Origin of the sequence: Novibacillus thermophilus (genome assembly GCF_002005165.1) — a bacterium.
Classification (GTDB): Bacteria; Bacillota; Bacilli; order Thermoactinomycetales; family Novibacillaceae; genus Novibacillus; species Novibacillus thermophilus.
The window spans coordinates 893432-913899 of record NZ_CP019699.1 but is presented as its reverse complement, the minus strand read 5'-3'; the positions used below and the strand labels follow the sequence as shown (position 1 = coordinate 913899).

Genomic DNA, 20468 nt, shown 5'->3' with positions numbered 1-20468 from the left:
ACGGGTCAAGGTACACGAACTGGATTTGAGGCAGGATTAGTCGGATGAGTTGCCAGAACACAACGAAATCCAAAGCCGCCAAGGGCTCATCCTGTAAACTCCAGTGATCGCGGGCGGAAAGATGACGCTCTTATCTGGGGAGGCCTGCGGAACACGCGAAGTAACATCGTAACCGCAGTCGAGAGGCTGCGCTGAATCCGCAGGAGTCAGCAGAGGCCATAGTACGCAAGTACGGGGCGCCGGAAAGCGGAAGGGCCGAACCGAAAGGAGAGAGGAAACCGATGCGTTCGAGAGAAGAGCGCAGACAGCAGAATATCCCGCAAGGGAGCTGCCAACAGAGAGCAGCGGTGAAGCCGCGAGGGTATGTTGGAGCGCCGAGCTCTTCTCCGGCACAAGTCGCCCCTTCCTCTCGCGAAGACCATAACGACTTGCTGGACAGGATGCTTGAGAGAGAAAATCTCTTGCTCGCATACAAGCGAGTGGTCCGAAACGGAGGAGCGCCCGGAGTGGACGGAGTAACGGTAGCTGAACTGCAGGCTTACCTGAACACACACTGGGCACAGGTGAAAGCAGAGCTCCTAGCGGGAACCTACAAACCCGCGCCAGTCAAACGGGTGGAAATCCCCAAACCTGGAGGCGGCGTGAGGCTTCTAGGGATCCCGACCGCGATGGACCGGCTCCTCCAGCAAGCCCTGCTGCAAGTGATGCATCCGATCTTCGATGCTCACTTCTCATGGGACAGCTACGGCTTCCGACCAGGGAAGCGAGCCCATGATGCGGTCCTTCAAGCCCAGCGCTATATCCAGAGTGGATACAGATGGGTTGTGGACTTGGACTTAGAGAAGTGCTTTGACCGAGTAAACCACGACATGCTCATGGCGAGGGTAGCAAGAAGGGTGAAGGACAAGCGAGACCTGAAACTCATCCGGGTGTACCTCAACGCCGGAGTCATGGTCAACGGAGTATGCCAACGGACAGAGGAAGGGACGCCGCAAGGCGGACCGCTGAGTCCGCTTCTGGCCAACATCTTGTTGGACGACCTGGACAAAGAACGAAAGAAACGCGGGTTGCAATTCGCACGTTATGCGGACGATTGTAACATCTTTGTCGCTAGCAAGCGCGCAGGGGAACGCGTCATGGAATCGGTGATTCGCTTTGTAGAGGGAAAGCTGAAACTGAAAGTGAACCGAGACAAAAGTGCGGTAGACCGCCCCTGGAACCGGAAATTCCTAGGGTTCAGTTTTCTGCCGGACAAACAAGCAACGATTCGGTTAGCCCCGAAGACCATCTCCCGATTCAAAGATAGAATACGTGAGATGACGAGTCGTTCACGGGCGATCTCCATGGAAGAGCGAATTAAACGGCTCAACCGCTACATCATCGGTTGGGTCAGGTACTTTCGACTGGCATCGATGAAGACGCACTGTGAAAGATTCGACCAATGGATTCGGCGCAGACTGAGGATGTGCCTATGGAAACAATGGAAACGGGTCAGAACCCGTCTTCGTGAACTTAGGGCCCTTGGCGTACCAGAATGGGCCTGCTTCATGATGGCCAATTCCCGCCGAGGACCATGGGAAATGTCCCGGAACACAAACAATGCCCTTCCGACTTCCTACTGGGAAGCGAAAGGGCTGAAGAGTATGCTTTTTCGTTATATGGAACTTCGTCAACCTTTTGGAACCGCCTAGTGCGGACCCGCATGCTAGGTGGTGTGAGAGGACGGGGGCTAGCCGCCCCCTCCTACTCGATTAAGCACTCTCTTCTTTAGCTGATCGGCCGTCGATGACGTGACCTTCCCGCGTGGTTAACACTGGGCTCATCCGGTCACGCACCGTTTCCTCTTTGATCAGGCAGTGCGTCACGTCCTCACGGGAAGGAAGATCAAACATGACATCCAGCATAATCCCTTCGATGATCGAACGCAACCCCCGCGCTCCCGTGTTGCGCTTGATCGCTTCTTTAGCAATTTGTTGGAGCGCCCCTTCTTCAAACTCAAGTTGGACATTGTCCATTTCAAGCAGTTTTTGATACTGCTTGACTAAGGCATTTTTCGGTTCCGTCAAGATGCGTACAAGCGCTTCTTCGTCGAGGGGCTCCAAAGTAGAGATAACTGGCAAACGCCCGACGAATTCCGGAATGAGACCGTACTTCAAAAGGTCTTCAGGCAACACTTTTTGCAACAGTTGGCCCGAACTTAACTCGGCGTGATCGTCGTCAGAACCGAATCCGATCACTTTCTTGCCGATGCGGCGTTTAATGATCTGTTCAATGCCGTCAAAGGCGCCGCCGCAAATGAACAAGATGTTCGTCGTATCGATTTGAATAAATTCTTGGTGCGGATGTTTCCTTCCCCTTGGGGCGGAACGCTGGCCACAGTTCCTTCTAAAATTTTTAACAGGGCTTGTTGTACACCTTCTCCGGATACGTCCCGCGTAATCGAGGGGTTCTCCGACTTCCGGGCCACTTTGTCAATTTCGTCGATGTAAATAATGCCCCGTTCGGCCTTTTCCACATCGTAATCAGCAGCCTGGATCAGCTTGAGTAAAATATTTTCCACATCTTCTCCGACGTATCCCGCCTCCGTGAGCGAAGTCGCATCCGCTATGGCAAACGGAACGTTCAATATCCTGGCCAATGTCTGGGCGAGAAGGGTTTTGCCGCTGCCGGTGGGTCCGAGCATGACAATGTTACTTTTCTGAATCTCGACATCGTCGGATTTGCTTCCGGAGTTGATGCGCTTGTAGTGGTTGTATACAGCGACAGACAGTGACTTTTTCGCAGCTTCCTGCCCGATGACGTACTCGTCGAGGATGGCACAAATCTCCTGAGGCTTGGGAAGTTCCTGCAGATCCACCTCTTCTTCGTGTCCCAGTTCTTCTTCGACGATCTCCGTGCACAACTCAATACATTCATCACAAATATACACGCCGGGGCCGGCGACTAATTTTCGAACTTGTTCCTGAGTTTTACCACAAAAAGAACATTTCAACTGACCCTTTTCCTCGTTAAACCTCAACACAAGGATCACCCTTTCAAATGAAATGTCGATGGGTGATGACTTGAACAATCAAGCCATGACCTGGCTTCCACTGATTGCCGCAAAACAGGGCACGAGGAGCCGCACCTAATTTATTTTCCTACCTCCATTATGCCGCATTTTGGCTGTTCGATACAAGTAGTTCAATCGTTTTTCGGATAATAATATCTTCTTTTAACGAATCCATGCCTTGGTCGCTCAGGTCTTTCCGAACGTCCTCGACGTCTCGGTTAAGCATTTCAGCAAAGCGCTTTATCTCTTCTTCGAGGTCCTCGTCACTGACTTCTACATTTTCTTTTTTGGCAATGGCTTCCAGAACCAGACTCGTTTTGACGCGCTTTTCAGCCTGTTCTTTAAACTGCTCCCGCAAAGCCTCTTCTTCTTGTCCCATCATCTGCTTATACGTGTCCAAATTCATGCCTTGCATTCTCAACTGCTGTTCAAAGTTTTGCAACATGCGGTCAATTTCCTGTTCAACCATTACTTGCGGGATGTCCACCGACGCGTTTTCTGCCGCCTTCTCCACGACCGTATCCCGTTTGTACTGTTTTTCTTCCTCTTCTTTCCGTTCCTGCAATTTCCGTTTGATGTCGTCTTTCAGTTCTTGCAGCGTGTCAAATTCACTGACGTCTTTGGCAAACTCGTCGTCGAGCTCGGGTAAGTTCTTCCGTTTAATTTCATGCACCTTTACTTTAAAGGTCGCTTCTTTCCCGGCGAGTTTTTCTTGCTGGTAATCTTCGGGAAACGTGACGACAACGTCTTTTTCTTCTCCTGCTTTCACACCGATCAATTGATCCTCAAAACCTGAAATAAACTGGCCCGATCCGAGTTCCAAGTTGTAGTTTTCCGATTTCCCGCCTTCAAACGGTTCACCGTCGATGAACCCTTCAAAATCAATGAGTACGTGGTCGTGCTTCTGTGCTTCCCCTTCGACCGTTTCCAGCTCGGCGTAACGGTTACGCATCGTCTCCAGCTCTTGGTCGATATCTTCATCCTTAACGGAAAAGTCTCTTTCCGGTATTTCCAGATCTTTGTATTCACCCAGTTCGACTTCAGGCTTCACTGTCACAGTCGCCTTGTAAATGAGGGGTTTCCCTTTTTCAATTTGTTCCACGTCGATGTCGGGACGGTCAACCGGTTCAATCCCCGCTTCTTCTACAGCCTGCGCGTAGCTTTCTGGGAGCAGTATGTCCAAAGCGTCTTGGTACAGAGCCTCCACTCCGAATCGGGCCTCGAACAGCTGACGCGGTACTTTTCCTTTGCGAAACCCAGGGACATTTATCTGTTTTCTCACTTTGTAAAAAGCGGCGTCTAAAGCCGATTTGACTTTCTCCTCATCAACTTCAACCGTCAGTACACCTTGATGGTTCTCCTGCTTTTCCCATTGGACTTTCATACGCGAATATTCCCTCCTACGATTACACCTGAAAGCAACAATTATAATCAACTCATTATAACACAGCTCTAAGGGGTTTCAATAGATGTAAGGCAAAACGTTCACAGTCTGCCGCAAGAAAAACAGCCGGATATCCCCGGCTGACAAAAGTTCCTCAAATGGCGTCCCAGGAGAGATTCGAACTCCCGACCGACGGCTTAGAAGGCCGCTGCTCTATCCAGCTGAGCTACTGGGACACAGTGTTCTCGGAACACGCGATAAGCAAATCTTAGTATATTAAAAAGCCCTTCATGGCGTCAAGGGCTTTCTCGTCATTTCAATTCCAATCAGGCCAACGTCTCCGCTAGCGCGACGTCTAAACTCGCATCAATAAGCAGTTTCACGCTTCTTTCCACTTAATGTTGCAACCGATACTCGGCTTTTGTTGAACGGTAATCGGGGTTTGATTGATCAGTTGATCCAGTGCAGTGCGAATGGACTCCCCTGTTACCGGAATTTCATTCCCGGGACGGGAATCGTCTAATTGCCCGCGGTAAACACACTGAAGACGACCGTCAAAAATGTAAAAATCCGGAGTGCAAGCCGCTTGGTAAGCTTTGGCTACTTCTTGCGTCTCGTCGTACAAATACGGAAAAGGGTATTGAAGCTTTTCTGCCACTTCCTTCATTTTTTCCGGAGAATCCTCCGGATACTGTTCGACATCGTTGGAGTTAATCGCTACAAAGGAAACACCTTTTGGCATATAGTCGTTAGCCAGCTCAACGAGCTGTTTCTGAACGTGTTTGACATACGGACAATGATTACATATAAACATCACGACAGTCGCAACAGGCGACTTTACATCACTCAATGCGACTTTTTTTCCGGAAACCACATCTTGCAACTCAAAATTTGGAGCCTTTGTCCCCAGAGGAAACATATTCGATTCTGTTAAAGCCACGTCTATCACGCCCCTTTGTCTAATTCCTCCTGTATTATAGCATACCTTTTCACATCATTCAGGTTTTTTCGCCTTCAGGGAGTACGTCCCCCCCAACGGGACAAGCTCTCCTCCAGGGGTGTAATACGTGATGTCGACACCCCCCTCGTCTCCCGTCTCAAGGACAGCATACGTCGGGACGGTGTACCCGCGGGGCTGAACGACACTCCCCGGGTTAACGAAAAGGCAGCCTCCGTGTGCAGAGCAGTACGGCGTGTGAGAATGACCGAAGCACACAATGTCGGCAGCCACCTCTTCCGCCCGATATAAAAGGCTTGTAAGGGAAGATTTGATGCCATAACGATGACCGTGCGTGACAAAAAAGCGATAGCCGCCCCCTTCCCATATTTCCTCTTCTTTGACCGCTTCAAAGTCGCAATTTCCGCGAACGACCGTCATCCGCTCGCGATTCGGCAAGGCGTCCGCGTCCGTGCAGAAATCACCGCAATGAATGACGTGATCGGCCACCTCCCTGCGGATCACGCTGGACAGAACTTTCTCTTCTCCGTGATTGTCGCTTACGATCAGTATGCGCACGGTCTCATCCCCCTCAAACTCAAAGCGTCGCCTTAATTCGTCTGCCAACAACTGCATAGCTTTTGCCCGGTGACTGATTTGATCCTTTTCTTGCGGCGATAATTCGGCCATTGTCACCGAGCGCCCTTCCAACTCAAACAGCGGGTCGTACCCAAAGCCATTCGTACCCCGCGGCCGAAATGCTATCCGCCCAGGGCACTCTCCCCGTACGACGATCTCTTCGCCGTCAGGGAGAATCAAAGCGAGGGCGCACACGAATGTCGCCGTTCGTTCTTCTGCCACAACGCGCTCCATTTCGTGTAACAGTTTTCGGTTGTTGGCCGCATCGTCTCCGTGCTCGCCCGCATAGCGGGCCGAATAAACGCCCGGCGCTCCGCCCAAAGCGTCCACTGTTAACCCGGAATCGTCAGCAACAACTGGAATATTCAGTATATTAGCAACAGACTTTGCTTTTTTCACCGCATTTTCTTCAAATGTCTTGCCGTCTTCCACTATGTTGCCAACACCGTCGACATCGTTCAAACCCCTCACGTCAATACCGAAATTCCGTTTAAACAGAGCCTGAAACTCCCGCAATTTGTGCTCGTTACGACTGGCGAGAACGATCTTGTCCCACGTCCATTTCTGCTTTGATACCATCAGACTTCACTCCGATACTTTCAGCACTTTTACCCAGCACTTGTTTTTGAATGTGCACAATTTCCCGAATTCCTTCTGCGGCCAACGTTAACAGGTTATGTAACTCTTCTCCTGTAAACGGTGCATCTTCCCCAGTTCCTTGTACCTCAACGTACTGACCAGATCCAGTTAACACCACATTCATGTCCACTCTCGCCTGAGAATCTTCTTCGTAACTTAAGTCTAGCACAGGTTGATCTTGCACAATTCCGACGCTGGTCGCCGCCAAAAAGTCCCGCACAGGTATTGAAGAAAGTTTTTTATTGTGCACTAGGGTGTTCAATGCATCGACCAGGGCGACAAACGCACCGGTAATAGACGCTGTCCGCGTACCTCCATCGGCTTGAATGACATCACAGTCAATCCACACGGTGCGCTCCCCAAGGGCTTCCAGGTCGACGACCGAACGCAGTGAGCGTCCAATGAGACGCTGAATTTCCATCGTGCGCCCTCCGATCTTACCTCTGGCGGCTTCACGCATATTGCGCGACTCCGTCGACCGCGGAAGCATCGAATACTCTGCCGCAATCCAGCCTCGCCCTTCTCCGCGCATAAACGGCGGCACACGCTCTTCTACAGAAGCAGTACAGATAACCTTCGTATCCCCCACTTCAATTAATACCGACCCTTCGGCATGTTTAATAAAATCACGCGTAATCGTCACCGGCCTCAACTGGTTGGCTGCGCGTCCATCGCTCCGCAAAAGCCGTCCCCCCTATACAAATCGTTCACCCATATAGCATAACCTTGCGGACTGCCATTTAGCAACTGCAAACAAAAATCCATCCCTGTCGTACAGGGATGGTCAGCTCTAGTAAAAACTATAAACCGATCGGATTGACTTTCGTCGGCCGGCTGACCGGCTCTGCTGCTTGAGCAACAGCAGATTCGCCGTTAACCGAAATTTTTACCTGCTCAGCGCCGGTATTTTCCGTCAAGGAAAGGACGATGGACTGGATTGCGTGATCAGATACTTTGTTTTCTTGCCCGTATTCCAAAAGTTGTTCGCCGAAATCAGCGACGACAGTTCGGTCTTCGACGGTGATTTCGTTGACTTCTAGGTTATCCAGTATTTCAGTGTTCAATTGCGATGATTGTAGAGGGCCTGCAATTAACTGTTCAATGGTCACTTCTGCCACATTGTCGCCACGCGGCACCATGCGCGTCACTGGGACGAAGTAAGTCGTTTCGCCTTCCTGCCCTAAAAAGTACAGCGTGACCGGCATGCTGTCGGAGATGTGTACCCCTTTGGCCACTTCGATGTTAATCGCTGTATTTTCACGCGTCATGTCAGTAGACGGCGTTTTTCCCTTCGGCATTTCCTCGAGGGGATCGCCGTTGATCCACAAGTTTACCTTGTCGACGCTGTCCCAAGAAGTTAAAGCCCACGTGATGGCACTTAAAATATTCTCTTCTTCCGATTGCTCATAATTTAAAAACTCCTTAGATAGATCAACCGTTGCCGTTCCATCTTGAATGTCGAGGCCGAGAATTTCCGTTCCTTCTGGCAATAGAGGTGTAAATCCTTCTGGCAATGCGCCCGCTTCTTCAATCTCCCCACCTTTCACCATATACGCCAGCTGTTTTTGAGCAATCCCTTCTGTTTTAGGGATCGCGACCGAATAGGGCACGACATACCCGGCTGAATCTTTGACGTATAGTTCAACTTCTTGTGTTTCTGAAGCGGCAGCCTCATCTTCTTCAGTATCGGCTTCAGACTCATCCGCCTCTTGCAGAGGCTCCTCTGCCTGCTCTATCCCTGCTTCCTCACTGTCAACAGACGTCGTATCCGGGGGCGGGTCAATTTCAGGAGTTTCCGGACCGAAAAGACAACCGGATAGTAAAAGCGGGATTAGTGCGACGATCGACATCATGCGTAAAGCGTTACCGCGCATACTGTTTCCTCCCTGGCCAAGTTTTACTATATGTATACGAGCCCGGACAGGAATTATACATGCTATCTATGTGAAAAAACCAACCTTCCGAAGAAAGTTGGTAGAACCGCTTCACACTTTTTCTAAGTGAACGTGTTTGGCATCAAGGGTCAGTTGTAGACAACTGGCCGCAATCTGCCGAAACAACCGGGGTGAACCGCTCGTAAAATAGCGGTGCTCCGGCCTTTCTGACGGGTCCAGTGTCAGCGTGTTCTGTTGGAGCATAATCGACTTCAATTCCCGTGCAGTTTCCGTAGCAGAACTGATGAGAGTCACTCCGTCACCCATGGCCCGTGCAATGTGCTTACGCAGTAAAGGATAGTGGGTGCACCCGAGAATCAACGTATCTATGTCGTCGTTGAACAGGGGGGTCAAAGCCTGTTGCACAATTGGAAATACGTCGTCTGCTTCTGCTCGGCCGCTCTCCACGAGGGGGACAAACGACGGACAAGCAAGGCTGACGATGTGTAGATCCGCTTTTAAACGCGTCAGTGCCCGCCTGTAAGCTCCACTCTGTACCGTCCTCTCCGTTCCGATTACACCGATGCGCCCGTTTGTTGATGCCTGAACCGCTGAACGGGCTCCAGGATGTATCACACCGATGACCGGTACGTCAACTTTCTGCCGCACATCTTCAAGTGCGACAGCTGTCGCTGTATTGCACGCCATAACGAGTGCCTTCAAAGAAAACGAAGTGGTCAAAAAGTCAACAATGTCCAGTGTAAATTGGCGAACCTCCTCCGGTGTACGCGATCCGTAAGGACAGTGAGCCGTGTCGCCAAAGTACACAATGCGTTCGTACGGCAACTGTCGCATTACCTCGCGTACAACAGTTAGTCCTCCGACGCCCGAGTCTAAAATGCCGATTACTTTGGTCTCTCGATTCAAATGTAGTGCTCTCCTCTACCGATGTCCTTTCATTTTATCCATGTAATCTGCAATTAAGTGCAGGGCATGGTCCACTTGATCGACTTCTTCCCGGCTCATCTGGTCCAGAACGGCCCCCAAGTACTCACGCCTCGCCTTCAACACATCGCGTACGATTTCTTCCCCTTTGCGTAAAATATGCACTTTTACCACGCGGCGGTCCTTTTGGCTTCGAACTCGCGCCACTAGCCCGGCCTTCTCCATCCTGTGCAAAAGATCGGTCATCGTGCTGAAAGCCAGAGACATTTTTTGACTAATGTTCCCGATGGTCATGTCGCCATGTTCATTCAACAGATAGAGGACTTCAAACTGTTGGGGGTAATCGGAAAATTATGTAAAATGAGGCGTCCCTTCTGTTTGACCGTCGAGCTGACGCGACGCAATGCTGCCTCTACCCTTTTGACTTGATCGGGAGAATGAAACCCTTTGCTCCCCATGGAATCTCCTCCGCCATACCGAACGGTATAGAGACAGTATAGCGGGAAAAAGGGTGCGTGTGAACCTTCATCCCATTTTCAATACAAAAAGAACCCCCGTGACGAGGGGTTCCTGTTCGAAAAGAGGCGCTAAATTTGTAATTCCCCAAGTCGAACGAGTTCAACGACAGCCTGAGACCGACCTTTGACGTTCAACTTTTGCATCACGTTCGAAATGTGATTGCGAACAGTTTTCTCGCTAATAAATAACTGTTGAGCAATTTCCCTGGTTGTCTTGTCTTGGACGAGTAACTCAAACACTTCGCGCTCTCTGTTCGTCAGTAATGGCTTCTGACTCTGGTCATTTTGCTTCAAAGCATGCCACCCCTCCTTGCTAAATCTCTCAGTCACAAGGGCAAGGGATACAGTCAACTTATTGTATGAGCGCGCGCTAACCATGGTGCAGGATGTACAATATTTAGGCCCGTTCTGGCAACGGCTAGATGACGTCGCTGGACAAGGTGAACGGAACGCTTGGCAGATGTGTCTGAAACCACGATCTCGCTTCCGGTTCGCGACTGACGACGAAGTACGCGTTGCGCATATCCACTTCCCTCACCCCCACTCGTGCGCACTCAGTTGGAGACGGGGAAACGGCAGGGTATTAAAGAACAAGAGCGTATCTCCAAAGTGAAAACACGATTCCATACAGGCGGCGAGGGGGAATGAATTGCTTGGACGCAAAAAGTGTACTGGCTCGAATCCAAACTGCTCGATCAAGTGTCGCGCATCGTCTAGTTGCTCGCGCGATCGGATTGAAGTCTTACGTGACGCAGTTAATACAGGGTAGTGGAACGGCACATATCGAAACGGAATCCCGTGTACAAACAAACAAACAAACCCTCCCTCCCCTGGCAAGCCTATCTTTAGTTTCTCCCGCCAAAGGAAGGTCCATCCGCTTTCCACCATTCGTCCTCGGCACTCTTCTAGACACTCTTTATACGTCGAGTAGCCGCGCCGTCCCAAACGGCTTTGTGTCGGGACAGTCCTCCTTAATGTCGTAAACAAAAAAAACCGTCCTTTAACATCAGGACGGGTTCACAACGGTTGTGCCACCACATCTCAGCCTCCAAACAAGCTGGCAAGCCAATCAATGACGGCGCGCAAGAGATCTAACCCTCGTTCGATAAAGTTCCGCGTTTCCGGTGAATCCAATATCTCATCTAAGTTGTTGCGAATTTTGTCGACTTGTTTTCCTAACTGATTCCAATCGATATTCAACTCAGAAATTCGCGTTAACAAGTCAGTAATCAAGTCGACATCCGAATCGCTCAAGTTGATATTGAGGTCACCCGCCACATTGATGACGAGCTGCCGCATTTCTTCTCTCGTCTCCGGTTTGTTTTCGGCGAGCTGCTCTTTCAAGCGCATCATCAACTCGGCAATTTTCTCATCTCCGTACTTTTCGCCGAGCTCAGACGTTTTGACCATCTCTTCGTTGGCCACTTTTTTCTGCTCTTCACTAATCTCTTCGTCCATCGCCGCTTCAAAGGCCTTCAGTATGCCGGTCAAACCGGCCGTTCCAGACACCTCAAACGGTGCTGTAACGTAAACGTCGGCATCTTTGACACCGGCGGTGACCATCGCATTGGCATAAATGGAATTAGAGATGTGTGAGATGTTGTTCGTATCGACATTGATCCCTGAACCTTCTTCAGTCAATGTAATTTTCGCCGAAGAAATGGCGCGGGAACCAATCGTGGCAGCGCTGAGGTAATCTCCTAAGTACCGATGCTCCTCTTCGTTCGTGACTTCCAGCACCTGTACCGACTCTGCATCGACACCCATCTCGTCTAACAGTTGCTGGCGCTGTTCACTTGACAGATCCGCTCCCAGCGTGACGACTGTTTCCCCTACAACGGCATCGGCAAAGGCCGCCGGCGGGAGCAACAAAGTAAAGACAGCAAACAGCGCACCCAAAAGACCCAGTTTTGTCACGCGTTTCATCACTGATGAAATCCCCCCTTATCACTAATTATAGACGAAAAAAAGGAAAAAAAGTTTCGCTGTGTCGCCTGACAACTTGCTTATTCACTCTTTATATCACAAATCCCCTGCAGCCGGAAGACCTTTTACCCCTGTGGCCGACGTAACACCTTGAACGATAGCCTCGGCCACCACATTCGCTGCGAGGGCCCCCACTAAATCGACAGAAGCTTGGATCTCTCCCCCCGCTAAAGCGAACAACGTGTCGCCGTCCAACATCGTATGGGCAGGGAATGTCGTTCTGGCGAGGCCGTCGTGTGCCATTTGGGCAACCTTCGTTGCCCGCGTTTTCGACAGCTTCGCATTCGTGGCGACGACGCCGATGGTCGTATTCATGCCTGGAAAAGCGTTTTGTTCCTTCCCACTGCGGCGCATTAACTGGACAGAATCCAAAATCGTGCCGTCTTCTCCGCGCGGACCAGCTAAAATCTTTCCCGTTGCCGGATCAACCACATGACCGTAAGCATTTACGGCGACGATGGCCCCCACGATTAAACCGTCGGGCAACCGGACGGATGCGGTTCCCAAACCGGCTTTCATCGCTCGATCCATGCCGAGTGCTTTCCCCACCGTAGCACCGCATCCCGCTCCTACATTTCCGACCGGGACATGGACATCTGCCGCCTGGCAAGCGCGATATCCCATCTCGCGATCAGGGCGCACGGATGCGTCCCCGACGCTTAAATCGTACAATATAGCGGAGGGAACGATGGGAACGTGCGCGTAACCTGTCTCAAGTCCTTTACCCTGTTCTTCTAAATAATCCATCGCTCCCGTAGCCGCTTGCAATCCAAAGGCACTGCCGCCACTGAGGACGACGGCGTGAACTTCCTCGACTGCATTCACGGGTGCAAGCAAATCCGTCTCCCGCGTTCCCGGAGCAGAACCTCTTACGTCGACACCGCACACCATTCCTTCGCCTGCCAATACAACGGTACACCCTGTCAATGCTTCCTTGTTTTCCGCATGACCGACGCGAATGCCCGGAACGTCTGCAATACTGCCCATTGCGTTCATCTCCCGTCACAAAAGATGACATGTGCACAACTTTACACTTCTTGCTGTGAAGAAGAAATTCCTGCTTTTCTCCACAAACCGCGGATTCTAGACAAAATCGCGGGCATTCCGACGGACATTTTATAACACGCTGAACCGTCAGTGTGGACGCTTTTTTTCGTTTATCAAGCTCTCTTGGGCCATTCGCACGAGTTCTTTGACCATTTGCCCACCGATGACCCCGCCAATCTTCCCTGCGCTCTTCGTTTTTAAATCTCCGTTGTATCCCTTTGACAGCGGAACACCGACGTGCTTCGCTGCTTCAAATTTAGCCCTTTCAGCTGAAATTGAGCGCCCAATTTGGCGGCTTATGACTTGGGCTTTCAATTTGTCTAACGCTTCGCGCGACTCCGGGACGAGAAGTCTCCTTCTGCTAGCCATACTGACACCACCTTTCCTCAAGTAGTGTTTAATCTTCACTCCTGGTTTATGTGTGTGGAAAAGGCATCACGTTTAGGTTAAAACGCGGGGGAAGACTGGAGTCCTTCTCTATGTAAAAAAAGCTGTCCAGGAAGTCAGCGAGCACTGACTTTCTGGACAGCTCCTCGTAATTAATGGGCGAAAATGTGTTTTCCGATTTGAACGGTTTGGGGACGCCCCCAAATCCAGGGTGACGTGGCGGTTTCGGGGTTAAAGTAGTACAGCGAACCGTGTGTCGGGTCCCAGCCCCTTACAGCGTCTCGCACAGCAAGCCGGGCTTCGTCGTCAGGTGTCAACCAAATTTGACCGTCATCGACGGCCGTGAATGCACCCGGTTCAAAAATAACCCCTTTTGCCGTATTCGGAAATTGGTCTGACGCAATTCGGTTCATAATCACCGCCGCAACAGCTACCTTTCCCGCGTACGACTCACCGCGGGCCTCCCCGTGTACCGCCCGGGCGACCCATTCTACTTCATTGAGGGAAAGGCTCACTTTTTTGAGGGTTCGCCAAGTAGCAGGGCCGACAATACCATCCACTTTCAAACCGTAGTCTCTTTGAAATCGCTTGACGGCTTGACTCGTGTGGATGCCGAATTGTCCGTCCAGCTTTAATTTGTAGTAGCCGAGCAACCTCAATCTATACTGCAAATCCCATACATCACCGTTTTCACTTCCGTAAGACAGCTTTCTTGGAGCATGCGCATCAGCATCATCCGTCATCACCGGCGCCAACAAAACAGAGGCGAGCACGATGAATGCAAGACAGATGCGACCGCATTTTTTCCAAATCATCGAATACCTCCTAATGCGATGATGATCACTTGCAGCGAGACTCGCACTCGTTCGCTGTACGGTTACCGCCACGACGGTAATCAGCGCCCATTATAAGCAGACACTCTAAAACGGGCAATATGGGATTATTGGATAAACCGGAATTTTTTGGTGGGAGACAGTTAACTTACTAAACGGTAAAGTTGATTTATTCCCTTAATTTGTTCATAATAATTTAAGGAAAGACCAAGATTACATATTAAGGAGGATGTTCATCATGGCAAAGCACGAATTGCCGGCACTTCCCTACGATTACAATGCGCTGGAACCTTACATCGATGAACAGACGATGCGTATTCACCACGGCAAACACCATGCGACGTATGTAGACAAACTGAACGCTGCGTTAGAAGGACAAGCTGCTCTGGCCGAAAAAAGTGTCAACGACCTGTTAGCCTCCCTTGACAGTGTGCCGGAAAGCATCCGCACAGCAGTGCGCAATAACGGAGGAGGACACTCGAACCACACGCTCTTCTGGCAAATTTTGAGCCCAAATGGCGGAGGTGAGCCGAGCGGAGCCCTTGCCGATGCCATTAACAGCACATTCGGCAGCTTTGACAAGTTCAAAGAAGAATTCGCCGCTCAAGCTGCCGGTCGTTTTGGTAGCGGCTGGGCATGGTTGATCGTGGACAAAGACGGGAAATTGGCCGTGACGAGCACGCCGAACCAAGACACTCCCGTGATGGACGGCAACACCCCGATCCTCGGACTCGACGTTTGGGAGCACGCTTACTACTTGAAGTATCAAAACAGGCGTCCGGAATACATTAACGCATTCTGGAATGTCGTCAATTGGGATGAAGTGGCCAAACGTTTTGACGCGGCCAAATAACAGATTGCGACATTCGGACAAAGGTAAAGGGCTGCCGTTCAGCCGAAACGTTCCGACTGACGGCAGTCCCTTCTTTTTTACAGCAAAACATGTCGCAGTTGTAAGACGTCATCACAGATGTAGTCAGCCTGTAGGTGTTCAAATTTGCTACGCGCTTCTTTTCCCGACAAACCGGTCAGTGTAGCGGCAAAGCGACAGCCCATACTTTGAGCCGCCATGTAATCGGCCACCGAATCTCCGACAATGAGCACCTCTTTCCCGTTTTCAAGGGGTAACGGTGTTTCGATCACACGTCGATCCGGTACCTCAGTGCCCAGCAAAGCTTTCATGTACGTGTACGGTTGCGGTTTGCCGAGGGGACTTTTTTCTGGAAAAGCGTCTTCAGCCTTGAGAACTTCCGAAGCCGTCGCCACGTGTTTCGGATGAAAGTACTCCGAAAAACCGAAGACTTGAAAGGGCACGTCCGTTTCTAGGCGCGGCCTACCTGTCCCGATACCGAGTCTGATCCCTCGGCTGCGTAAATCACGCAATAAAGCTCGAATCTCATCCGGTTCAGCGAGCGGAATCTCGTTCTCTAAGAACCCTTTCTTTCCCGGCGTTTGCGGGCGACTGCCTTCCGATTGTTCGAAGTAGGCGTCCCCTAAATACCACTCTTGATAAACGGTGCGGCCCAACTCCCAAAGTGGATGGTCCCGGGAGAACATCTCTGTTTTTACTCCGAACCATTCTTCGGCCAATACGTTCAAATGACGGATAACGGCTTGTTTTTCTGCCTTTGTCGACGAGAAGTCGGGGACGAATAAGGTGTAATCAGGAGCGAATGAAATGCCTTCCTCCCGTACGATGTGGCCAATCTGCTGCAACTCTTCGCGGCCGATGCCCTGGTGCAAAAGTTTGCGGACCGTTTCTTCGTGAGTAGGCATCAATTTCTGTAGCAGATGCAGCAGTTGGTGGGCTGTCGTCATAAACACCATGTCCCAGTTTGAGTTGATCCCGCGGTTTTTCACAAAGTTGAGCGTATCGTCATGGGCGAACACGAGCTTCCGAATGCGCCGAATATCCCTTTCCTCGAGCGCCGTTGAAAATCGCTCACCTGAAAGCCCCAAGTAGTCCGAACTGTGCAGCAGCTCCCACACAGATAAAGCAGAGGCGTCAAAACAACGCTCCTCACTCAAAAAAACGCCGTCGACGTCAAACAAAATGGTTGTAATCAATCCGCTTGCTCCTCCCAGTCAGTCTCCCTCTATACTTTAGCAAAAATGCAGACAAACGGACACCCTTTTACCCCTCATTCCCCTTTCCACTTGTTCCGTCTCTCAACAGACTCCTGCGCCTTCCATATCTCCTCATGGATCCTGGTGGGAGACCAGCCTAACATGTCGCCCATGAGTTTCGCAACCGGTTCAATGGCGGAACGCCCCTGGTCGTGAGAAAACAAGAACAGGGGATGGCGGCGCTCTAGCACATCGCACACCGTTAACGCCTGCTCGTGCCAGACGGCGTAACGGACGTCAGCCGCCAACAAGTCGCGGTGGAACTGTTCATCGTCTTCCTCGTGAATCGCCACCACGAGATCCACATGTCGCCCGTATGTCGTCACCAATCGTTCGGCCGTCTCCCTTTGAAACCCTTTTTGCTCTAATTCAGCTCTTTTCCTCAATTTAAACGATTCAAATGTTCCCGCGATCCCCTTCACACCGGTTAAAGGTGTCGTGAGGGTCTGACACGGTTTCACACGTGTGGCCCGCCCTTTTGCTTGAAGCACTCGGATCACGTGATTGACGACGCGTTCTGCCATTTTACGGTAAGCTGTCAATTTACCCCCAGCAATGGAAATCAGACCGGTCTCACTCGTTATCATTTCGTCTGCGCGGGAAATTTCCCCCGGTTTTTTCCCCTCTTCGTGAATGAGGGGACGAATGCCCGCCCACGAAGACAAGACTTGGCTCTTATTAAACGAATGCTTCGGGAACCCTTCGTTTAACACATCGATCAAATACGCCACATCTTCCTGCGTTGGAACAGGGTTGCGAAGGTCACCGCGGTAGGATGTGTCTGTCGTACCGACGTACGTAAAGCGGCCCCGGGGGATGACAAACACGATTCTTCCGTCGGAAGGCAGAAGAGTCACCGCATGGGTGACAGGAAGCTCTCGGCGGTCCAACACAATGTGAACGCCCTTGGAATGAAACAGACGCTTACCCCGAGGACGAACAGCGTCTTTGCGGCGAATGTCATCGACCCAAGGCCCTGCGGCATTCACCACTGTTTCTGCTTGAATCTCCCATTCCTTGCCGGACAGCACATCGCGCACTTTCGCCCCGTGGCAACGCCCATTTGTGATGACAAGATCTACAACCTCAACGTAATTGAGCACGTGTCCGCCGTTTTCATGTGCCGTCTTAGCCACTTCTAACGTGAGGCGGGCGTCGTCTGTGACGTATTCGTAATATCTGCCGCCGCCAACCATATCCGCACCGGCAAGCATTGGCTCTGCTTGTTCGATTTGGTCCGGTTTCAGCATGACACGCCGCTCATACCGGCGCACGTCGGCCAGATGGTCGTACAACCGCAGTCCGAGCGTCATCGGGTAGTACGACATCGCCCCCGCCAATTTGCGACTGGTCGGGATGATAAACGGCATCGGCGTCACAAGATGGGGCGCAATATTCAACAACGCGTTCCGCTCTCGCCCAGCTTCGCGGACTAAACGAATCTCTCCTTTGGCCAAATAGCGCAGTCCACCGTGTACGAGTTTCGTCGAACGGCTGCTCGTTCCCCCGGCAAAGTCCCCCTGATCGACCAAGACGACATTTAAGCCGCGAAGCACGGCGTCTAACGCAATGCCACAACCGGTAATTCCACCACCGATGACGAGCAGGTCGTACTTCGTTTTGTCCATGTCCTGAATCAGCCGATTTCGCGTTTGATAGGAAAAACTCATTTTCGCTCCTCCCATATAAAAAGAGACACCGAGCTAAAACGAATCCGCCTCCGGATTCGCCCGACTCAGTGTCTCCTCGTCTCTTAAGTGCCGTATTTACTTACCCTTACTATAAATCGATTCACGCCTCTCCGTCAAGCGAACCAAAAACCGCGAGAGGTTTTTAAAGGGTAACCTGTCAGGTATACTGGTAATTAAAAATACGAGAAACGGGGACCGTCATACATGCCTGAATTACCAAACGCTTATAAAGAACAGATGCGGACGCTGCTCGGAGAGGCGGATTACCGGGCTTTCATGCGCGCTTACACGAAATCGCCGGTTCGCGGTTTGCGGACCAACACACTAAAAGTATCACCCTCTGAACTCAAGGAAATGGTGCCGTTTCATCTAAAACCGGTCGAATGGTGTCCCGCAGGTTTTTACTACAGTTCGAAAGACAGCCCGGGAAAACACCCCTATCACGACGCCGGGCTATATTACATCCAAGAACCGAGTGCCATGGCCGTCGTGGAACAGCTCGACCCTCAGCCTGGTGAACGGGTGCTCGATTTGTGTGCGGCTCCAGGTGGGAAATCGACCCAAATCGCGGCCAAAATGGGTGGACAGGGCTGGCTTATCTCGAACGAGATTCACTCCCAACGGGTGAACGTCCTGACGGAAAATCTGGAGCGGTGTGGCGTTTGCAACGCAACAGTCTTAAACGAGTCCCCACAGCGCCTGGCGTCGCGGTTTACCGCCTTCTTCGACCGAATCCTCGTCGACGCTCCTTGTTCCGGTGAAGGGATGTTTCGCAAAAATCCGGACGCCGTTAACGAGTGGAGTCCCCAACACGTTTTGGGATGCACACGACGCCAGCGGGAGATACTCGACGCCGCCATTCCCATGCTGCGGCCAGGCGGGCGTCTCGTCTACTCAACGTGTACCTTTAACACACGGGAAAACGAAGAGATCGTCGACTATCTGTTGCACACGTTTCCTGATCTCACGTTGCAAAAAGCCCAAAACCATCGTCACTTCACACCTGGAATTGCCCGAGAAACGCGTGCCCGTACGCTAAACGAGCACGTTGCCCGCTTGTGGCCCCACCAGTTGGAAGGGGAGGGGCACTTTATCGCAGTATTTAAAAAGCAGGGTGATGCCGACTCGCCTGCGAAGGAAACGGGGTACCCCAAGGCAGCCCTTTCAGCCGATTTACTTGAGAAGTGGAGAACATTTGAACGGGATACGTTGACCGCCCCGCTGTCGGAAAAACGGCGGATCGTTTTTGGCTCCCACTTGTACGACATTCCTCCCGACTTACCGGATTTGCGGGGAATTCGAGTCAAGCGACCTGGCCTTTACCTCGGTGAGTTCAAGAAAAACCGATTTGAGCCGAGTCACGCTTTAGCTATGGCGCTGACAAAGCAAAACGCGCGTTTGGTCACATTCCTTTCGTCGAAGCGTATCGGTGATGTAGCCGCATACCTCCGGGGTGAAACGGTGACGGCTAAAAGCAGTCAAAAAGGGTGGACACTTGTCACGGTTGACGGATTCCCCCTCGGCTGGGGGAAACAAGTGGGGACAGTCGTGAAAAACCACCTGCCAAAGCGATTACGGCGGCACGTTGATTCCTATTAAACAGTAGGGGAAGGGGCTGCTGTGACAGACAGCCCCATTCCCGCTACCGGATGACACTGCTGTTATTCGCTAGTATGGAAGTATGAATTTCAGGATAATAGGCACTATGCACACCAACTTCCTGCCTCACCCCTCGGCTGCTCTTCGCTTCCGTTGCGTCGAAAACAAAAAGGACACCAATGCCAGCACGGCAAACAAAGTACCAAAATGTGCATTTTGTTCGACGGACAGTTGATCGGCCACTATGCTCCCGATCAATGTTCCGAAAGCAATACCAAAGTGCAAAGCGGAATTGTTCAGGCTTTGCTGTATATCCGATGTCTCGGGAGACAATTGAATCAGGTGACTTTGGATCGGCGGTGTAATCGCCCAACTCAACACACCCCAAATCACCAAGACAAACCAGAAGAACATCAATGAGGTATATGGCATGGTCAACAAACAGACACCCAAAAGTACGATCACTGTCAACAGTGTGCGCTTGATGCCGAACCTGTCAGCCGAAAATCCTCCTATTGGAGTCTCTTCTTTTTTGTCTTTTTAGAAAAAAACGCACAAAAAAAGCCTTCTTTCTGTAATCACCACAACACCATCACAGAAAGAGACGATTTTTTTGCGTACCCTAATGGCTACTTTCCAAGAGTATAACATGACAGCTTTATCTTCCTGTGGATTGTTCAGACTTGATTCCCGAAGATCATGTGTGCGACGAAACGGACGTGGAGAGTGCATTTGGTCATGTCAAACGAAACCTCGGTTTTCAACGATGACACCTTCGAGGATTGGAGAAAGTCCATGTAGAGCCCGGAT

The 20468-nt window shown here is 51.2% G+C and carries 19 protein-coding genes, 1 tRNA gene and 2 pseudogenes; 3 read left to right on the top strand and 19 right to left on the bottom strand.

Annotated features, from left to right (window positions below; all coding sequences use genetic code 11):
• Nucleotides 1-281: 281 nt before the first annotated feature.
• The gene (gene ltrA / locus B0W44_RS04490) at nt 282-1691 is read left to right on the top strand and encodes a group II intron reverse transcriptase/maturase (protein WP_077718956.1); all 1410 of its coding nucleotides are present in this window, start codon (nt 282-284) and stop codon (nt 1689-1691) included.
• A 60-nt stretch (nt 1692-1751) separates the two neighbouring features.
• On the opposite strand, the pseudogene clpX reads toward ltrA, so the two are convergent.
• From clpX to sleB, 16 genes and pseudogenes are all read right to left on the bottom strand, one after another.
• Nucleotides 1752-3022: pseudogene (gene clpX, locus B0W44_RS04485) on the bottom strand (ATP-dependent protease ATP-binding subunit ClpX).
• A 127-nt stretch (nt 3023-3149) separates the two neighbouring features.
• The gene (tig, locus tag B0W44_RS04480; protein WP_077718955.1) at nt 3150-4436 is read right to left on the bottom strand and encodes a trigger factor; all 1287 of its coding nucleotides are present in this window, start codon (nt 4434-4436) and stop codon (nt 3150-3152) included.
• Between the two features lie 159 nt (nt 4437-4595).
• Nucleotides 4596-4672, bottom strand: a tRNA-Arg gene (locus tag B0W44_RS04475).
• A 143-nt stretch (nt 4673-4815) separates the two neighbouring features.
• A complete protein-coding gene (locus tag B0W44_RS04470; protein ID WP_149026927.1) occupies nt 4816-5376 on the bottom strand; it encodes a thioredoxin family protein in 561 nt (186 codons plus the stop codon).
• A gap of 54 nt (nt 5377-5430) precedes the next feature.
• Nucleotides 5431-6009 carry a metallophosphoesterase family protein gene (locus B0W44_RS18465; protein ID WP_228441640.1) on the bottom strand — a complete coding sequence of 193 codons (579 nt, stop codon included), beginning with the start codon at nt 6007-6009 and terminating at the stop codon, nt 5431-5433.
• Nucleotides 5989-6591, bottom strand: a pseudogene (locus B0W44_RS18460) (XTP/dITP diphosphatase); the annotation flags it as partial. The pseudogene B0W44_RS18460 and the gene B0W44_RS18465, both read right to left, overlap by 21 nt.
• A complete protein-coding gene (gene rph / locus B0W44_RS04460) occupies nt 6539-7333 on the bottom strand; it encodes a ribonuclease PH (protein WP_077718954.1) in 795 nt (264 codons plus the stop codon). The gene rph and the pseudogene B0W44_RS18460, both read right to left, overlap by 53 nt.
• A 118-nt stretch (nt 7334-7451) precedes the next feature.
• Nucleotides 7452-8525 carry a GerMN domain-containing protein gene (locus B0W44_RS04455; RefSeq protein WP_077718953.1) on the bottom strand — a complete coding sequence of 358 codons (1074 nt, stop codon included), beginning with the start codon at nt 8523-8525 and terminating at the stop codon, nt 7452-7454.
• 111 nt (nt 8526-8636) lie between these two features.
• Entirely contained in the window at nt 8637-9452 is an 816-nt protein-coding gene (racE, locus tag B0W44_RS04450; RefSeq protein WP_077718952.1) for a glutamate racemase, read from the bottom strand.
• A 15-nt stretch (nt 9453-9467) separates the two neighbouring features.
• Nucleotides 9468-9782: a MarR family winged helix-turn-helix transcriptional regulator gene (locus tag B0W44_RS04445; RefSeq protein ID WP_335582653.1), complete on the bottom strand. Its 315-nt coding sequence runs from the start codon at nt 9780-9782 to the stop codon at nt 9468-9470.
• Nucleotides 9779-9928, bottom strand: coding sequence for a hypothetical protein (locus B0W44_RS19050; RefSeq protein ID WP_335582652.1), 150 nt, complete (start codon nt 9926-9928; stop codon nt 9779-9781). Before B0W44_RS19050 ends, B0W44_RS04445 begins: the two co-directional genes overlap by 4 nt.
• A 129-nt stretch (nt 9929-10057) precedes the next feature.
• Complete coding sequence (locus B0W44_RS04440) at nt 10058-10282, bottom strand: helix-turn-helix domain-containing protein (protein ID WP_077718951.1); 225 nt, start codon at nt 10280-10282, stop codon at nt 10058-10060.
• Nucleotides 10283-11029: 747 nt separating this feature from the next.
• Entirely contained in the window at nt 11030-11914 is an 885-nt protein-coding gene (locus B0W44_RS04435; protein ID WP_077721255.1) for a DUF1002 domain-containing protein, read from the bottom strand.
• A gap of 96 nt (nt 11915-12010) precedes the next feature.
• Complete coding sequence (locus tag B0W44_RS04430; protein WP_418304071.1) at nt 12011-12961, bottom strand: P1 family peptidase; 951 nt, start codon at nt 12959-12961, stop codon at nt 12011-12013.
• Between the two features lie 147 nt (nt 12962-13108).
• Nucleotides 13109-13390 (bottom strand): alpha/beta-type small acid-soluble spore protein, encoded by a 282-nt coding sequence (locus B0W44_RS04425; protein ID WP_077718949.1) that lies wholly within the window; start codon nt 13388-13390, stop codon nt 13109-13111.
• A gap of 170 nt (nt 13391-13560) precedes the next feature.
• The gene (gene sleB, locus B0W44_RS04420) at nt 13561-14223 is read right to left on the bottom strand and encodes a spore cortex-lytic enzyme (protein WP_418304070.1); all 663 of its coding nucleotides are present in this window, start codon (nt 14221-14223) and stop codon (nt 13561-13563) included.
• Nucleotides 14224-14479: 256 nt separating this feature from the next.
• Here sleB and B0W44_RS04415 point away from each other — a divergent pair, with 256 nt between their 5' ends.
• Nucleotides 14480-15094 carry a superoxide dismutase gene (locus B0W44_RS04415; RefSeq protein WP_077718948.1) on the top strand — a complete coding sequence of 205 codons (615 nt, stop codon included), beginning with the start codon at nt 14480-14482 and terminating at the stop codon, nt 15092-15094.
• Between the two features lie 77 nt (nt 15095-15171).
• On the opposite strand, the gene B0W44_RS04410 is transcribed toward B0W44_RS04415, so the two are convergent.
• A complete protein-coding gene (locus B0W44_RS04410) occupies nt 15172-16308 on the bottom strand; it encodes an HAD family hydrolase (protein ID WP_077718947.1) in 1137 nt (378 codons plus the stop codon).
• A gap of 74 nt (nt 16309-16382) precedes the next feature.
• Nucleotides 16383-18038: a glycerol-3-phosphate dehydrogenase gene (gene glpD, locus B0W44_RS04405; protein ID WP_169835420.1), complete on the bottom strand. Its 1656-nt coding sequence runs from the start codon at nt 18036-18038 to the stop codon at nt 16383-16385.
• A 225-nt stretch (nt 18039-18263) separates the two neighbouring features.
• Between glpD and B0W44_RS04400 the strand changes: the two genes are divergently transcribed.
• Nucleotides 18264-19658: an RsmF rRNA methyltransferase first C-terminal domain-containing protein gene (locus B0W44_RS04400; protein WP_077718945.1), complete on the top strand. Its 1395-nt coding sequence runs from the start codon at nt 18264-18266 to the stop codon at nt 19656-19658.
• A gap of 126 nt (nt 19659-19784) precedes the next feature.
• Here the strand turns inward: B0W44_RS04400 and B0W44_RS04395 are convergent, their stop codons facing one another.
• A complete protein-coding gene (locus B0W44_RS04395; RefSeq protein WP_077718944.1) occupies nt 19785-20174 on the bottom strand; it encodes an MFS transporter in 390 nt (129 codons plus the stop codon).
• Nucleotides 20175-20468: the final 294 nt, after the last annotated feature.

Excerpts from the sequence above, each read along its gene's own strand:
- ltrA (WP_077718956.1), top strand. The coding sequence starts at position 282 with ATGCGTTCGAGAGAAGAGCGCAGACAGCAGAATATCCCGCAAGGGAGC.
- tig (WP_077718955.1), bottom strand. The coding sequence starts at position 4,436 with ATGAAAGTCCAATGGGAAAAGCAGGAGAACCATCAAGGTGTACTGACG.
- B0W44_RS18465 (WP_228441640.1), bottom strand. The coding sequence starts at position 6,009 with ATGCAGTTGTTGGCAGACGAATTAAGGCGACGCTTTGAGTTTGAGGGG.
- B0W44_RS04455 (WP_077718953.1), bottom strand. The coding sequence starts at position 8,525 with ATGCGCGGTAACGCTTTACGCATGATGTCGATCGTCGCACTAATCCCG.
- B0W44_RS19050 (WP_335582652.1), bottom strand. The coding sequence starts at position 9,928 with ATGGGGAGCAAAGGGTTTCATTCTCCCGATCAAGTCAAAAGGGTAGAG.
- B0W44_RS04435 (WP_077721255.1), bottom strand. The coding sequence starts at position 11,914 with ATGAAACGCGTGACAAAACTGGGTCTTTTGGGTGCGCTGTTTGCTGTC.
- B0W44_RS04430 (WP_418304071.1), bottom strand. The coding sequence starts at position 12,961 with ATGGGCAGTATTGCAGACGTTCCGGGCATTCGCGTCGGTCATGCGGAA.
- B0W44_RS04425 (WP_077718949.1), bottom strand. The coding sequence starts at position 13,390 with ATGGCTAGCAGAAGGAGACTTCTCGTCCCGGAGTCGCGCGAAGCGTTA.
- sleB (WP_418304070.1), bottom strand. The coding sequence starts at position 14,223 with ATGATTTGGAAAAAATGCGGTCGCATCTGTCTTGCATTCATCGTGCTC.
- B0W44_RS04415 (WP_077718948.1), top strand. The coding sequence starts at position 14,480 with ATGGCAAAGCACGAATTGCCGGCACTTCCCTACGATTACAATGCGCTG.
- glpD (WP_169835420.1), bottom strand. The coding sequence starts at position 18,038 with ATGAGTTTTTCCTATCAAACGCGAAATCGGCTGATTCAGGACATGGAC.
- B0W44_RS04400 (WP_077718945.1), top strand. The coding sequence starts at position 18,264 with ATGCCTGAATTACCAAACGCTTATAAAGAACAGATGCGGACGCTGCTC.